The 13,023-nt window shown below is 63.6% G+C and carries 14 protein-coding genes; 8 read left to right on the plus strand and 6 right to left on the minus strand.

Features of this window, described 5'->3' with window-relative positions; all coding sequences use genetic code 11:
• Positions 1-184: 184 nt before the first annotated feature.
• From VGH54_RS11255 to VGH54_RS11285, 7 genes are all read left to right on the plus strand, one after another.
• A complete protein-coding gene (locus VGH54_RS11255) occupies positions 185-1,036 on the plus strand; it encodes an LLM class F420-dependent oxidoreductase (protein ID WP_331512064.1) in 852 nt (283 codons plus the stop codon).
• Positions 1,037-1,056: 20 nt separating this feature from the next.
• Positions 1,057-1,920 (plus strand): LLM class F420-dependent oxidoreductase, encoded by an 864-nt coding sequence (locus VGH54_RS11260; RefSeq protein WP_331512065.1) that lies wholly within the window; start codon positions 1,057-1,059, stop codon positions 1,918-1,920.
• A gap of 22 nt (positions 1,921-1,942) precedes the next feature.
• Complete coding sequence (rfbB, locus tag VGH54_RS11265) at positions 1,943-2,938, plus strand: dTDP-glucose 4,6-dehydratase (RefSeq protein WP_331512067.1); 996 nt, start codon at positions 1,943-1,945, stop codon at positions 2,936-2,938.
• A 1-nt stretch (position 2,939) separates the two neighbouring features.
• Positions 2,940-3,542, plus strand: coding sequence for a dTDP-4-dehydrorhamnose 3,5-epimerase (gene rfbC / locus VGH54_RS11270; RefSeq protein ID WP_331512068.1), 603 nt, complete (start codon positions 2,940-2,942; stop codon positions 3,540-3,542).
• 120 nt (positions 3,543-3,662) lie between these two features.
• A complete protein-coding gene (locus tag VGH54_RS11275) occupies positions 3,663-3,890 on the plus strand; it encodes a deoxyribodipyrimidine photolyase (protein WP_331512069.1) in 228 nt (75 codons plus the stop codon).
• A 299-nt stretch (positions 3,891-4,189) separates the two neighbouring features.
• Positions 4,190-4,615 carry an SRPBCC family protein gene (locus VGH54_RS11280; RefSeq protein ID WP_331512077.1) on the plus strand — a complete coding sequence of 142 codons (426 nt, stop codon included), beginning with the start codon at positions 4,190-4,192 and terminating at the stop codon, positions 4,613-4,615.
• 327 nt (positions 4,616-4,942) lie between these two features.
• Positions 4,943-6,985 carry an alkaline phosphatase family protein gene (locus tag VGH54_RS11285; protein WP_331512070.1) on the plus strand — a complete coding sequence of 681 codons (2,043 nt, stop codon included), beginning with the start codon at positions 4,943-4,945 and terminating at the stop codon, positions 6,983-6,985.
• 56 nt (positions 6,986-7,041) lie between these two features.
• On the opposite strand, the gene VGH54_RS11290 is transcribed toward VGH54_RS11285, so the two are convergent.
• Positions 7,042-8,457: an HNH endonuclease signature motif containing protein gene (locus tag VGH54_RS11290; RefSeq protein WP_331512072.1), complete on the minus strand. Its 1,416-nt coding sequence runs from the start codon at positions 8,455-8,457 to the stop codon at positions 7,042-7,044.
• 98 nt (positions 8,458-8,555) lie between these two features.
• Between VGH54_RS11290 and VGH54_RS11295 the strand changes: the two genes are divergently transcribed.
• Positions 8,556-9,806, plus strand: a complete 1,251-nt coding sequence (locus tag VGH54_RS11295) for an adenylate/guanylate cyclase domain-containing protein (protein ID WP_331512073.1) — start codon at positions 8,556-8,558, stop codon at positions 9,804-9,806.
• 163 nt (positions 9,807-9,969) lie between these two features.
• Here VGH54_RS11295 and VGH54_RS11300 read toward each other — a convergent pair whose 3' ends face one another.
• The 5 genes from VGH54_RS11300 to VGH54_RS11320 all read right to left on the minus strand — a co-directional run.
• On the minus strand, positions 9,970-10,347 hold the full coding sequence (locus VGH54_RS11300; RefSeq protein ID WP_331512074.1) for a hypothetical protein: 378 nt from the start codon (positions 10,345-10,347) through the stop codon (positions 9,970-9,972).
• Entirely contained in the window at positions 10,344-11,273 is a 930-nt protein-coding gene (locus tag VGH54_RS11305) for a metallophosphoesterase family protein (RefSeq protein ID WP_331512075.1), read from the minus strand. The genes VGH54_RS11300 and VGH54_RS11305 overlap by 4 nt, the downstream gene beginning before the upstream one ends.
• Complete coding sequence (locus tag VGH54_RS11310; RefSeq protein ID WP_331512078.1) at positions 11,270-11,605, minus strand: cupredoxin family copper-binding protein; 336 nt, start codon at positions 11,603-11,605, stop codon at positions 11,270-11,272. The genes VGH54_RS11305 and VGH54_RS11310 overlap by 4 nt, the downstream gene beginning before the upstream one ends.
• A gap of 198 nt (positions 11,606-11,803) precedes the next feature.
• A complete protein-coding gene (locus VGH54_RS11315) occupies positions 11,804-12,505 on the minus strand; it encodes a Rieske (2Fe-2S) protein (protein WP_331512076.1) in 702 nt (233 codons plus the stop codon).
• A partial coding sequence (locus tag VGH54_RS11320; RefSeq protein WP_414688692.1) for an RNA polymerase sigma factor occupies positions 12,502-13,023 on the minus strand: 522 nt, incomplete at its 5' end. The genes VGH54_RS11320 and VGH54_RS11315, both read right to left, overlap by 4 nt.

Consider the following 13,023-nt stretch of genomic DNA (forward strand, 5'->3'; position numbering starts at 1 on the left):
GATTTGGCGTGGAACATCGTCGTGAAGAAACATCGCGGGGATTTGCGCGTGGAGTCCGTGCCCGGCGATACCCGCTTCATCGTGTTGCTGCCCCTGGAAAAACCGCGCGTCGAGGATTTGGCGGATCCCGATCTGGATGAAGAACTGACGGAATAGCGGCATCACGGCGCAGGTTGGAGACACCATGACCGATACTGCTGCGAGCAAGCCCAACCTTGGCCGGTTCGGATCGTTCGGACGCGGCGTCACGCCTGCACAAGCCAAAGACATCGAAGCCCTGGGTTACGGGTCTGTCTGGGTCGGTGGTTCACCGCCTGCCGAGCTCGAGTGGGTGGAGCCCATTCTCGAAGCGACGACGACGCTGCAGGTAGCCACCGGCATCGTCAACATCTGGTCGGCGGCGGCCAAACCGGTGGCCGAGTCGTTCCATCGCATCGACCGCGCCTACCCGGGCCGTTTCCTGCTGGGGATCGGCGTCGGGCATCCCGAGGCGGTCACCGAATACCGCAAGCCGTACGACGCGCTGGTGGAGTACCTCGACCAGCTCGACGAGTACGGGGTCCCGGCCAATCGCCGGGTCGTTGCGGCCTTGGGCCCGCGGGTGCTCAAGCTTTCGGCAGAGCGCAGCGCCGGCGCGCACCCGTACCTGACCACGCCGGAGCACACCGCGCAGGCCCGCGAGCTGATTGGCCCGTCCGCGTTCCTGGCGCCCGAACACAAGGCGGTGCTGACCACGGATCCGGAGAAGGCTCGCGCGGTCGGCCGCAGGGCGCTCGATATTTATTTCAACCTGGCCAATTATCGAAACAGCTGGAAGCGGCTGGGGTTCTCCGACGACGAAGTCAACCGGCCGGGCAGCGACCGCCTGATCGATGCGATGGTGGCTTATGGCACGCCGGTTGCGATCGCGGCGCGGATGAAGGAACACCTCGACGCCGGTGCCGACCACGTGCCTGTGCAGATCCTGACCAAAGATGAAAACCTGGTGTCGGCTCTGGCCGAACTGGCGGGGCCGCTTGGGCTGAATCCGGCGTGACGGAACACAGGGGGAGCTAGATGACCGAGGGTGCTTCGCTGAAACTCGACCTGGGTCGCTACGGCGTCTGGCTTCCCAATCGATCTCTCAGCCCGAACCTCGCCCATCAGATCGAATCGCTGGGCTACGGGGCCGCCTGGATCGGCGGTTCTCCCGATGCCGATCTGGCTTGGGTGGAACCGGCTCTGGCGGAGACGTCATCGCTGCAACTGGCGACCGGGATCATCAACATCTGGGCGTCGCCGGCCGCCGACGTGGCTGAGTCCTATCACCGGATCGAAAACGCTTACCCGGGGCGCTTTTTGCTGGGTATCGGCGTGGGTCACCCCGAGCACACCGGCGATTACAAAAAGCCCTACGACGCGCTCGTCGAGTATCTTGACGAGCTCGACAGCGCATCGGTGCCGACCAGCCGGCGGGTGCTCGCTGCCTTGGGCCCCAAAGTGCTCGCTCTCTCCGCGGAACGCAGCGCCGGCGCCCACCCGTACCTCACCACGCCGGAACACACCGCTCACGCGCGCCAGCTGCTCGGCAACACGGTGTTCCTGGCCCCCGAACACAAGGTCGTCCTGACCACCAATGCCAACGAGGCGCGTGAAATCGGCCGGAAAACCGTCGACTTCTACCTCGGGCTGAGTAACTACGTGAACAACTGGCGGCGGCTCGGGTTCACCGATGCCGATGTCCGTAAACCCGGCAGCGACAAGCTGATTGACGCCGTCGTCGCCCACGGCACGACCGAGCAGATCGCCGCGCGCCTCAACGAGCATCTCGAGGCCGGCGCCGACCATGTGGCGATCCAGGTGCTGGGCGGCCCCGACGGCAAGCTGGTAGGCGCACTGGAAGAGCTGGCCGGGGCACTGGGTTTGACACCTCCGAGCTAAGGGCCGCGCTAGAGTCTTCTCCATGCGGCTGCTGGTCACCGGTGGCGCCGGCTTCATTGGCGCCAATTTCGTGCACGCCACCATTCGCGACCATCCGGACGACGCGGTGACGGTCTTGGACGCCATGACCTACGCGGGCAGCCGCGAATCGCTGGCTCCCGTCGAGAACGACATCAGGCTGGTACACGGCGACATCACTGACGCGGAACTCGTTTCCCGATTGGTCGCCGAGTCGGACGCGGTGGTGCATTTCGCGGCCGAAACCCATGTGGATAACTCGCTGGCCGATCCGGCGTCGTTTGTGCATGCCAACGTGATCGGGACGTTCACCATTCTGGAAGCGGTACGCCGCCACGGGGTGCGGCTGCATCACGTCTCCACTGACGAGGTCTACGGCGACCTGGAGCTCGACGATCCGCAACGGTTCACCGAGTCCACGCCGTATAACCCGTCGAGTCCCTACTCGTCGACCAAGGCGGCCTCCGACCTGCTAGTGCGGGGTTGGGTGCGTTCCTACGGCGTGTGTGCGACGATCTCGAACTGCTCCAACAACTATGGGCCCTATCAGCACGTGGAGAAGTTCATCCCGCGGCAGATCACCAATGTCCTCACCGGGCGGCGGCCGAAGTTGTACGGCAACGGGGCCAACGTCCGGGACTGGATCCACGTCGATGACCACAACGACGCGGTGCGCCGCATCCTCGACGGCGGTCGGGCTGGGCACACCTACCTGATCGGCGCCGACGGGGAACGCGACAACCTTTCGGTGCTGCGGACTCTGCTCGAGTTGATGGGACGCGATCCCGACGACTTCGACCACGTTGTCGACCGAGCCGGCCACGACCTCCGGTATGCGATCGATCCGTCTCAACTGAGCAATGAATTAGGCTGGGCGCCAAAGCATACCGACTTCGCCGAAGGGCTGCGCACCACCATCGAGTGGTATCGCGACCACGAATCCTGGTGGCGGCCCCTCAAAGACGCCGCCGAGGCTCGCTACGAACGACAGGGTCAATGACGTGCAGGTCCGGGAACTCGACATAGCCGGAGCATGGGAAATTACGCCTGCGGTGCATCCCGATTCGCGTGGACTGTTCTTTGAATGGCTCACCGACCGCGGTTTCACCGAGTTCGCGGGGCATAGCCTGGATGTCCGGCAGGCCAACTGCTCGGTGTCTGCGGCCGGGGTGCTGCGCGGCCTGCATTTCGCTCAGCTGCCACCGAGCCAAGCCAAATACGTGACCTGCGTGTCCGGCTCGGTATTCGATGTCGTTGTCGACATCCGGGTAGGCTCACCGACCTTCGGCCGCTGGGATGCAGTGGTGCTCGACGACCGCAGCCGCAAATCGGTCTATCTATCCGAAGGTCTGGCACATGGTTTCGTTGCGCTGCAAGATAATTCGACGGTTATGTATCTCTGCTCAACGGAGTACAGTCCGCAACGCGAACACACCATCTCCCCGACTGACCCGGCGTTGGCGATCGACTGGCCGAGCGAACATGAGCTGCTGATCTCCGACCGCGACGCCGCCGCGCCCACTTTGGACGAGGTGCGCGCAGCCGGTTTGTTGCCCAGTTGGGAAGAAGTCCGGGCTTTCGTCGAGGGCCTGCGCTACAGCTAGAACGGCGGGCGCCGACTCGATGGGGGTTTCCCGCTGCGCGACAGTTTGATTCCGGCGCATCCGGGTATCCGACTCGGGGGTAGGGCAGCGTGCCCCCTTTTCGGCGTCGAGGAGGTCGTCATGCTTCATCAACTGTTGTTGGCCGGCTACAGCCAACCAGAGGCCGCGGGCTTCATCCTGCGCGGCATCAAAGGCATTTTCGTCGCGATCGGCAGCGTCGTAGCGGCGATCGTGTGCGCGCTCATCGCAGCGACCAAGGGCCGCAACCCATTCGGCTGGGGCATCCTCGGATTGTTTTTCAGCATCCTGACGCTGATCGTGGTGATTGTGATCCCGTCCAAGAAGTAGTTGGGAACACCTCGTCCTATAACGGCGGTCGATCGTGATCACTGGCGGGTGGGAGGCGCGCGCCGCCGGTTGTGTCGGCGTTCGGCGGCAACGTAATTGGCCCGCTTCTGGGCGCGCGCGCGTCGGCGCCTGCGCATCATCGCGGTGCGGTCACCGCGATAGTCGACGGGTGGATCCGCTTCGGGGCGTTGGTATGCCGGCCGTCTGCCCGGATGGCGATGTCCACACCAGCGCGCGGTGGTGGCAGATACGATCTTGCTTGACTACGACCAGCAAGGCGGGGAAATCTGACGGTCCAGATTCACGAGCAGCGGACGATCGCAGCATCGCCGGAACGGGTCTTCGCCTGGCTACTCGACCCGGCCAACCTGACCATCTCTCCTTGGTTTCGCACAGCCGCTTGGGTAACGGACTCGTCGGGTCCAGGCGTAGGGGCGACGCGGGAACTGAAAGGATTTGGCTTCTGGGTGCGCGAGCAGATCACGGCCTATGACCCGCCCCGTAGCTGCGCGTATCGCGTTGTCGGGAGCTTCCCACCCGCGCATCAAAACGGGACGCTCACATGTACTCCGAAGGGCGACGGAACGTATATCGATTGGGCAAGCGACTACACGATTCCAGCTCGCGGGGGCGGCAAGCTGGTCGAGGTACTTACCGCGCCGCTGATTCGCTCGTTTGCCTTCCGCGCGATCCTCACTGGCTGCGCGAAGGCATTAGAGAGCTAGTGGCACCGAATTGCGAAAGAACATTTTGGTCGCGGGCTTCTTGCCGGCGTCGCTGCCTGTCGGGCTGTTGAGGCTGCGTTCCTTAGCGGATGCTGAGCGACTCCGGAGATCAACATGCGGCCGTGGTATGTAGCCGCCGACTGCCCGCTCTTCCCGACCAATCAAATTAGATGACCGTTGAGCAGCGTCGATGCTGCAAAGCGGGTTGGCGGGGAAAGAAGCGGAGTTGCCGAAGAAATTTTGCTCAAAATCCTGCTGAAAACAAAACCCAAGGCTTACCTTAAGCAAACCTGAGACCCCGCGCCCCTTGTCTAGGGAGTACCGACGATGGCTGATCGACGCGGCACCAAGCACAATCCGCACTCGCGCAACGCGATGACCCGCCGTCGTCAGCGTGCAGTCGTGTTGACCGGCGCGATCAGCATGTTTTTGACACTGGGGCTGGGGTCGCTGGCCAATCCGCCGAAAGCCGCGGCCGATGAGTTTGACGTGGTCATTGACCAGGTCCTCAATGCGATCACCGCTTCGTTGGGTGATATGGCTGCCGGTGCGGCGGCGGTTCCCGAGCTGGGCAGTCTGAGCTTGGGTGCCACCGAGTCGGCCGCAGGTGTGGGGGCCAGCCCGGCTGATGCCTTGCAAGGGCTAGAACAGGATTGGATTAACAGCGGCTTTGGTCAGCAGGTTGACACCCTGATCAATAGTTGGTTCAACCTGGTCGATCCCAGCAGCAGTGCGTGTGGGTTGATCTGTGACGGCGCTGACGGTCAAGGTGGCGGGTTGATCTTCGGTGATGCCGGCAATGCTGCGCAGCCGATGAGTGAGAACTTGCTGGTCAACCCCAGCTTCGAAACGGCCGACCCGTCCGGGTCGGGCTTTAGCGGGGTGACCATTCCGGGCTGGACGGAGAGCGGCACCCCGACCGTGATCGCCTATGGCACCCAGGGCGGTTATCCGTTGGGACTGTCATCTCCGTTCCCAAAGTTCTTCGACTTTCCACAGACCGCGCCCCCGGGGGCCGGGGACAATTTCGCCGGCGGCGGACCCGTGGCCACGTCGACCATCAGTCAGACCGTCGGCCTCGGCGGCGAAGGCGGAAAGCCGTTCACGCTGAGTGCAGATCTCGGCGGCCAAGGCTGGGACCCGTCCGTCGCCTCGGTGCAGGTCACCTTCTACGGCGACCAGGCGCACACGCACGTTCTGGGCACCGACTCGCTCAACCCGGTCACGGTATGGGATCGCTTGGGTTTCACCGGGTTTGAGGAACGCGACATCTCCGGGACGGTCCCGGTGGGCACCACCTCCGCCGAGGTGACCACGACCTTCACCGACCACGACACGTTCCTCGGCAACTACAATGGCTCCTACGCCGACAACGAGTCATTCACCGTCGGCGATCCAAACCTCACCCCGGCGGCGCTCACCCCACCGACGCCCCACGTCGGCCAACTGGATCACGTGTTCCTGATCTACATGGAGAACAAGGGTGCCGGCGACATCGTCGGCAGTCCCAACGCTCCGTACATCAACAGTTTGATCGACAACAACCCGCATGACACCAACTACTTCGCGCTGGGCCACCCCAGCGATCCCAACTACATCCGGCCCTTAGGCGGATCCGACTTCGGCATCGACTACAACCCCACCTCCAACGTCATCGACGCGCCCAGCCTCATGCAAGAAATGGATCAGGCGAATATATCGTGGGCCGGCTACGCGCAGAGCATGCCCACTCCGGGTGACCTCGTGTCATCGGGTGACTACTCCGTCGACGAATTACCCTTTGCCCAATTCAACTACGTCTTCGACAACACCCCCACCTACCTGCAGGAACACCTGCTCCCGCTCACACAGTTGTCCACCGATCTCCAGGACCCGAGCAAGTTCCCGGAATTCACCTGGATCGCTGCTAACGAGGCCAACAACATGGAAGGCCCGATCAATACTCCTTCTGGCATTGCCCAGTTCATTGAAAGCCAGCTCACGAACCATCAGTACAACGTCGCGGCCGGCGACCAGTTCGTCCAGCAAGAAATCTCCACTATTGAACACTCGCAAACGTGGAATGACCCGACGCAAAAGGACGCGATCATCCTCACGTTCGACGAGGACAACAACAACCTGTCACTGGGCTTCGGTAACGAGGGCAACAACGTTCCAATGATCGTCATCCCGAACGGGGGCGCCGTGACGGATGGGGGGATGGAATCCGGCCCCTTCACCACCAGTGACTACTACAACGAGTACAGCCTGATGGCCACGATTGAAGACGCCTTGCGTACTACGCCCGGAACCCTGGACCCGCTCACTGCCAACGACATGTACGCCACACCCATGAATGCTTTCTGGAAAGCAATGCCAGCGACTGGCTGAAATACACATCACTGGACGGTCTCTGAACAGCATAAACGTGTATCGAGGGCCCACGGTCAGAACGGCGGCGGTTCGTCGTTGGCGATGATCCGCGCTTCTTCGCAGGGCTGTTCGCGCAGTCGTGCGTTCCGGTTGTGCCGCCGTTCGGCCGCAACGTAATTGGCCCGGTTCTGGGCCCGGGTACGTCGACGCTTGGGCATCATCGCGGCTCGGTCAGCGCACCGCGGCCGGTGAGGAACCGGCTCGGGCACCTCGATGGGTAGGCACAGGCTGGGAAAGAGCAGGGCGCTGCCCGGCGTGGTCACATAGGTCTGCCCCGACGGCGACGTCCACACCAGCGTGCCGTCGGGTAGTTGCTGGTCGTGCCAGCCCCAGAACGTTTTGATCAAATGATGAAGGCGGCAAAGGCATTTGAGGTTAGACGCGTGTGTCCGGCCGCCATCAGCGTGCGGGATCGTGTGGTCGACATCGCAGCGCACCGCGGGCTTATCACAGCCGGGGAACCGGCACGTCAGATCGCGGCAACGCACAAAATCCGCAAGGGACTGCGACGGCGTGTAGCCACGCTCCGGCGCCGCATCGGCGGGATGGACCAATGGACGAAGTTTGGCTGACTTGGCCAAATCGGCGATCAGCTCCGCGGGAATCAGCGCATCGGATCCGATCATCGAGCCAGGCGTCTGCGCAGCGCCATCGAGGCTGGCCTGATCGGCGATCACGTGGATCACCACCGGGCTTGGCGTCGGCGTGGCTGCGGCCGGGCAGCGGGGCTGCCCACAACGACAGCTCAGCCGATCGGCCCCGACCGCCATAGTTCCCATGGCATCGGCGCGGCGCTGGTTGCGGGTGCGCGGGTCATCCGCACATACCGTGGCGGCGATGGCGTCCAGACGGGCATCGACCGCGTGGGCGTCGGTGGTGATCAGCCGGCCGAATATCTCGGTCAGGCCATCCGCGTCGCCCCAGATCGACACTTCCCGATCGCCGCGCCGTTCATGACGCCGCCGCACCGCATCACGGTCGGCGCGGGCAACAACCCGGTCCACGTAACCGCCCAGTCGGCCCTGCGTTATCCCGGGCCACCGCGCGACCTTCACCGCCAACTCAGCGTCGACGGCAGCCAGCACATCAGCATCAGTGATCAAGTCAGTGCGATAGACGATCGTCTGAAATGTCCGATAGTCAATATCGCCGGCCCGCAACAACTCGCCCACACTCGGCAGCCGCAACCGCATCGCCCGCGAGTACTCCAGATAGCTCGCGGCCAACCCCTGGGTGATCCCCAACGCCGCAGCCACCTCCGCGGTGATCGGCTCCTGCGTGTCGGTACACCACGTCTCCCGCTCGCCGACCTGCCGCAACCACAGCACATCGAGCTCTCCAATTAGGGCCAGGCGCTGACCTGCTGCCCGATTCTCCGTCCGCACCGCGGCACGCAACCGCTCCAGCGGGGAAGACGCATCTTCGAACATACATTCGATTATGTCATGGCCGTCCGACAAGCATTGGATTCGCGAGTCGAGCAAACTCCACTTCGGCGAGCCGGAGTATTGAGTAGACATGGAACAGCATGCAGAACCTTAGGGCGCAGAAAGTCGGTTGCGAGGTAGCCCGCAATCGGCACTACGACGGGGCCGTTGTGCAACGCCAGCGGTTGCTCACCGTGGTGGCCGTGATCGGGGGCTCTGTCACGGCGGGCTTCGGCGTCATGCAGTTGATCTTCAGTAATAGCTTCGGGAACATCGGGTTTATCAACCTTGGCACTGTCGCGCTCTATGCGGTCATCCCATCGTTGTATCGATTCGGTGAGCTGGTCGCGCCACTCGCTTTGATCATGGTGGCCTATGTGTCGATGACCTTCGTGTGCTGGCATTTGGGCACCGGCACCGGTGTTGAGTTCTACTTTCTGATCGCGGCCGTAGCAGCTGTCATGGTGGTCGGTATCGAGCGCATCTGGCTGGCCATCGCAGTTGCTGCCATCGGTGTAAGCCTGGTTATCACACTGGAATTCAGCGTCCCGCGTGACACCGGCGCTGAGCCCGCATGGTTCGTCACAGTGGGATTCATCGTCAACACCATCGGCGCCGGCGTGCTGGCAGTCGCGATGGTCTGGTACGGGCTGCGCCAGATCGCCAGCGCCGAGGCCGCGATGGAACAGGAATACCAGCGTTCCGAAGCATTGCTGGCCAACATCCTGCCGGCCAGCATCGCCAAACGGCTCAAAGACCGCTCGAATTCGGTCATCGCCGACAAATACGATGACGCCTCAATCCTTTTCGCGGACATCGCCGGTTACACCGAGCGGGCCGGCGACACCCCACCGGAGGAGTTGGTCGCCTTCCTCGACGACCTCTACACCAGCCTGGATGCGTTGGTAACCGAGCACGGTTTGGAGAAGGTGAAGACCAGCGGTGACGCCTACATGGTGGTCAGCGGCGTCCCACAAGCACGTCCCGACCATCTTGAAGCACTGGCCGACCTCGCCCTCGACATCGCGAACGCCGTTGCCGGGCTTACTGATTCGCGCGGGCGCGCCGTCCCGCTGCGGATCGGCATGGCGAGCGGGCCGGTGGTAGCCGGCGTGGTCGGATCACAGCGTTTCTTCTACGACGTATGGGGCGACGCCGTCAACGTCGCATCCAGAATGGAATCCACCGTGGCTGTCGGACGCATTCAAGTGCCGCAGCCGGTTTACCAGCGACTCCGCGATCACTTTGTCTTCGAGGAACGTGGCGACGTCGAGGTCAAGGGCAAAGGCGTCATGCACACCTGGTATCTGGTTGGCCGAAACGGTGGCCGGCCAGACCCGGCGGCAAGTTAGGGCAATGGACCACGACGATCCCCATCAACGCATCGCCGAGTCCGAAGCGTGGAACGACAGCCGTAAGTCCGCCTGGGGTTTGGACGGCACTTGCTATCGGCGCCGGCCTTCTCGGGTGGGGCTCGTTTCGGCTGTGGAAGGCGTGGCGCGCCCGCAATCGCAGCTAGCTTTGCGGTGCGCGCGCCCGTCGATGACCGGTCACAGAGACCGCCCACAGCCCGACGGCCAGCACTTCGGCGGCCACGCTGATCGCCGCGTGCGGCGCCGGCTCCCATCCGGTTTCGGAGAAACCGAAGAGCCCGACGGTGCGCGACAACACGAAAGCGCCAAGTGCGCCACCGGAAACAGCGGCCGCGGCCCACTGAAGCCACGAAGGACCACCGATCAGGATCAGCACCGCGAGCGCGAACGAGACGCTGGCCTGCACGACGAAAGCAGTCCCGATTGTCGGGATGTGCTGGTAGCCATGGACATACAGATACGCATGGCTGATCCCGGTGACTGTCAGCGCCGCCGCCATCGCCAATCTGATCAGAATCATTGCAGCATCTTTTCTTTCAAGGCAAGAGTGCTTTGGCCCCGGGTGTAGCTGACCTCACGGATACCCAGTGCGTCATGCAGTTTGCCGGCCGGCAGGGTCACCGGCTTGGGCGCCGGACCATCACCGGGCGCCGGCAGCGGATAGGCGGTGGTCGTTCCGCTGTGGAACGTCACATTGCCTTCGGTCTTGGAAAACACTTGATGGACATGGCCGTTCAGGCAGGTGACCGACGAGAAGCGACGCAGATAGCTCAGCGCCTGGGCGGCATCTTCGGTACCCCAACCCCAATCCGGATACATGGCGAATAGCGGGATGTGGCTGAACACGATGATCGGCGTGTCGCTGGGCAGCCCCGCCACGTCTTTGGCGACGAAGTCGAGTTGGTCAACACCAAGGTGCCCAAGCTTTTTCAGGTTCAGCGTGTTCACCAATGCGATCACATGCACGCCGGCGATGTCGAAGCTGTACCAACCGTCGCCGCGGGCTCCGGCGCCGAACGCGCTGCGGTACTTCTGTCCCCCGTCGTCGATCGAGTCGTGCTCACCGGGAACGGTGAACACGTGCGGGGTACGCAGCCCGGTCATCATTTGCTTGACCTGATCGAACTGGCCCGGTGCGGCCAGGTGGGTGAGGTCGCCGGTGTGGATGACGAAATCCGGTGTGTAACCGAGGCTGTTGATGCTCTCGATCGCCTGGTTGAACGAGCCCGCGACATTGGGATTGGCTTTTCCAAGAAATCCGATGTGGCTGTCGCTGACTTGGGCGAATCGCAGAGTGGGCCGGTTCGCACTGCGGGCGGCGTCGGCGGTGCCGGCGACGTGCGAGATGACTTCGCCGCCGACAACCGCCAGGCCGACGGCAGCACCGAACCATGCGCTGTGCCGGATCAACTGGCGCCGGTTCATGGCGTGGGGTTCGTCGGTCATGGCGTCACCACCACGGTCGCGTGCATATACGGGTGGATCGAGCAGACATACTCGAACGTGCCGGGCTTTGCGAAGGTGTAGGAAAATGTTGCCTGCGAACCCATTCCAGGCGAGCGGAACGATCCGTCGTTGGCGACGACGGTGTGTGGTTCCTCGTCTTTGTTGGTCCAGGTCACGGTGCTACCAGCGTGCACGGTCAGCGTGGCAGGGGCGAAAGCGAAGTTGTCGATGCTGACGGCGTTGCCGGCCACTGGCGCCGCCGGTGCCGTCGTCGCGCCGCCGGTGCCGGCCGGCATGTTCGGCATCGGCGCCATACCGCTCATTCCCGGCATTCCGGGAGTGGTGGCCGCCGACCCGAACGTCACCGACGGCGTCGTCGTCGCCGACTGCGGCGACGAGCATCCGGCCACCACCGTCAGCCCCAGCAACACAGCACGCGCGCCCCAAGATCGTGCGGGCATAGCGCTACACCTCCATCTTCGGCGAGAACGTACACGTCGCCAATAGATAGGGCGGTGGGTTACACCTCGCTAGGCCGGCTTGCTCGGCGGTGCCGGAACGAACACCTCGATGGCACCGTTTTGTTCGCGAACCATCAACGTGGGCAACCGCTTCGGAACCAGAGGCAATTGATGCGTCAGCACCTGGCCGGCGGGCGTAAACGACGTCGAATGGCACGGGCAGCGCAGCCGGTCGTCGGGCGCGTCGAACCACAGTCGGCAACCTTGGTGTGTGCACACCCCCGAGACGGCTTCGGGCTTGCCGTCGACACGACGAACGAACCCGATAACTGAGCCGACATCAAAGGGTCGCATGACCTCGTCGGGCACGTCTGCGCTGGCCGCGACCCGCATCCAGCGTCCGGTAGTCGGTGTGAGCTCCCGGGGTCCACTGTCGCCGCCGTCGGCAACCTGGCCAACATCGATCAACGCGCGATCGATGGATACCGCCGCCACCGCGGCGGCCGCGGCGGCCGACGTGCCGACGAGGACGTTCCTGCGGGTCGCAGTCGACTTCGACACCGGCTGTCCGGTGCCTGCCTGTTGCGCGGCGAGACGACGATGCAGATCGGTGAGGAACTCCTGCCGCGGAGCGTCACTGCCCAGCCGCGCCGCCTGCAGTTCGATGGCCGTTCGAATTTGCGCGGCTTCGAACTCGTCGGGCCGGAACGGCTTTGGGCGGCGGCCACGCAGCAGGTCGTCGATGTACCTGCGTAACGCGCGCGCGTTCATGATTCGCCCTTTTCGTTGACCTGTGCAGCCAGCCGCAATGCGCGATGCTGAAGCACCTTTGCATTGGCGACGGTAACCGCGAGTTCGGCAGCCGACTCCTTGATCGAACGCCCTTGCAGGAAGCGTAGTTCCAAGATCCGCCGGTAGTTGTCCGGCAACTGCTCGAGTACACCGGCGACCCGCTGCGGGGCGGTGCTGATCGCCTGCTCACTCTCGGGCGGCTGCTCGATGTCGTCGATCGAGGTGATCTCCCGACCCAGGGTCTCGCGCCAGTGCGCGGCCAAGACCGTTCGGGCGGTGGCGCGTAGGTAGCCGCGAACCTCACCGACGCTGGCGGTTAGTCGCAGCGGCCGCAACGCCGCCAAGAAGACCTCGGCGGTGAGATCCTCGGCATCGGCCCGGTTACCGACTCGCGCATAGATGGTGCGATACACCCAGGTGGCGTTGTCTTGGTAGACCGCCTCCCAGTCCGGGTAGCCGTCGCCGGACACCAACCGCAAGGGTCGTGGGCCGACGGG

Origin of the sequence: Mycobacterium sp., from assembly GCF_036488105.1 — a bacterium.
GTDB lineage: Bacteria > Actinomycetota > Actinomycetes > Mycobacteriales > Mycobacteriaceae > Mycobacterium.

What these genes read in the sequence shown, in the direction of transcription:
- VGH54_RS11255 (WP_331512064.1), top strand. Translation starts at nt 185, where the DNA reads ATGACCGATACTGCTGCGAGCAAGCCCAACCTTGGCCGGTTCGGATCG.
- VGH54_RS11260 (WP_331512065.1), top strand. Translation starts at nt 1,057, where the DNA reads ATGACCGAGGGTGCTTCGCTGAAACTCGACCTGGGTCGCTACGGCGTC.
- rfbB (WP_331512067.1), top strand. Translation starts at nt 1,943, where the DNA reads ATGCGGCTGCTGGTCACCGGTGGCGCCGGCTTCATTGGCGCCAATTTC.
- VGH54_RS11275 (WP_331512069.1), top strand. Translation starts at nt 3,663, where the DNA reads ATGCTTCATCAACTGTTGTTGGCCGGCTACAGCCAACCAGAGGCCGCG.
- VGH54_RS11285 (WP_331512070.1), top strand. Translation starts at nt 4,943, where the DNA reads ATGGCTGATCGACGCGGCACCAAGCACAATCCGCACTCGCGCAACGCG.
- VGH54_RS11290 (WP_331512072.1), bottom strand. Translation starts at nt 8,457, where the DNA reads ATGTTCGAAGATGCGTCTTCCCCGCTGGAGCGGTTGCGTGCCGCGGTG.
- VGH54_RS11295 (WP_331512073.1), top strand. Translation starts at nt 8,556, where the DNA reads ATGCAGAACCTTAGGGCGCAGAAAGTCGGTTGCGAGGTAGCCCGCAAT.
- VGH54_RS11300 (WP_331512074.1), bottom strand. Translation starts at nt 10,347, where the DNA reads ATGATTCTGATCAGATTGGCGATGGCGGCGGCGCTGACAGTCACCGGG.
- VGH54_RS11305 (WP_331512075.1), bottom strand. Translation starts at nt 11,273, where the DNA reads ATGACCGACGAACCCCACGCCATGAACCGGCGCCAGTTGATCCGGCAC.
- VGH54_RS11310 (WP_331512078.1), bottom strand. Translation starts at nt 11,605, where the DNA reads ATGCCGGGAATGAGCGGTATGGCGCCGATGCCGAACATGCCGGCCGGC.
- VGH54_RS11315 (WP_331512076.1), bottom strand. Translation starts at nt 12,505, where the DNA reads ATGAACGCGCGCGCGTTACGCAGGTACATCGACGACCTGCTGCGTGGC.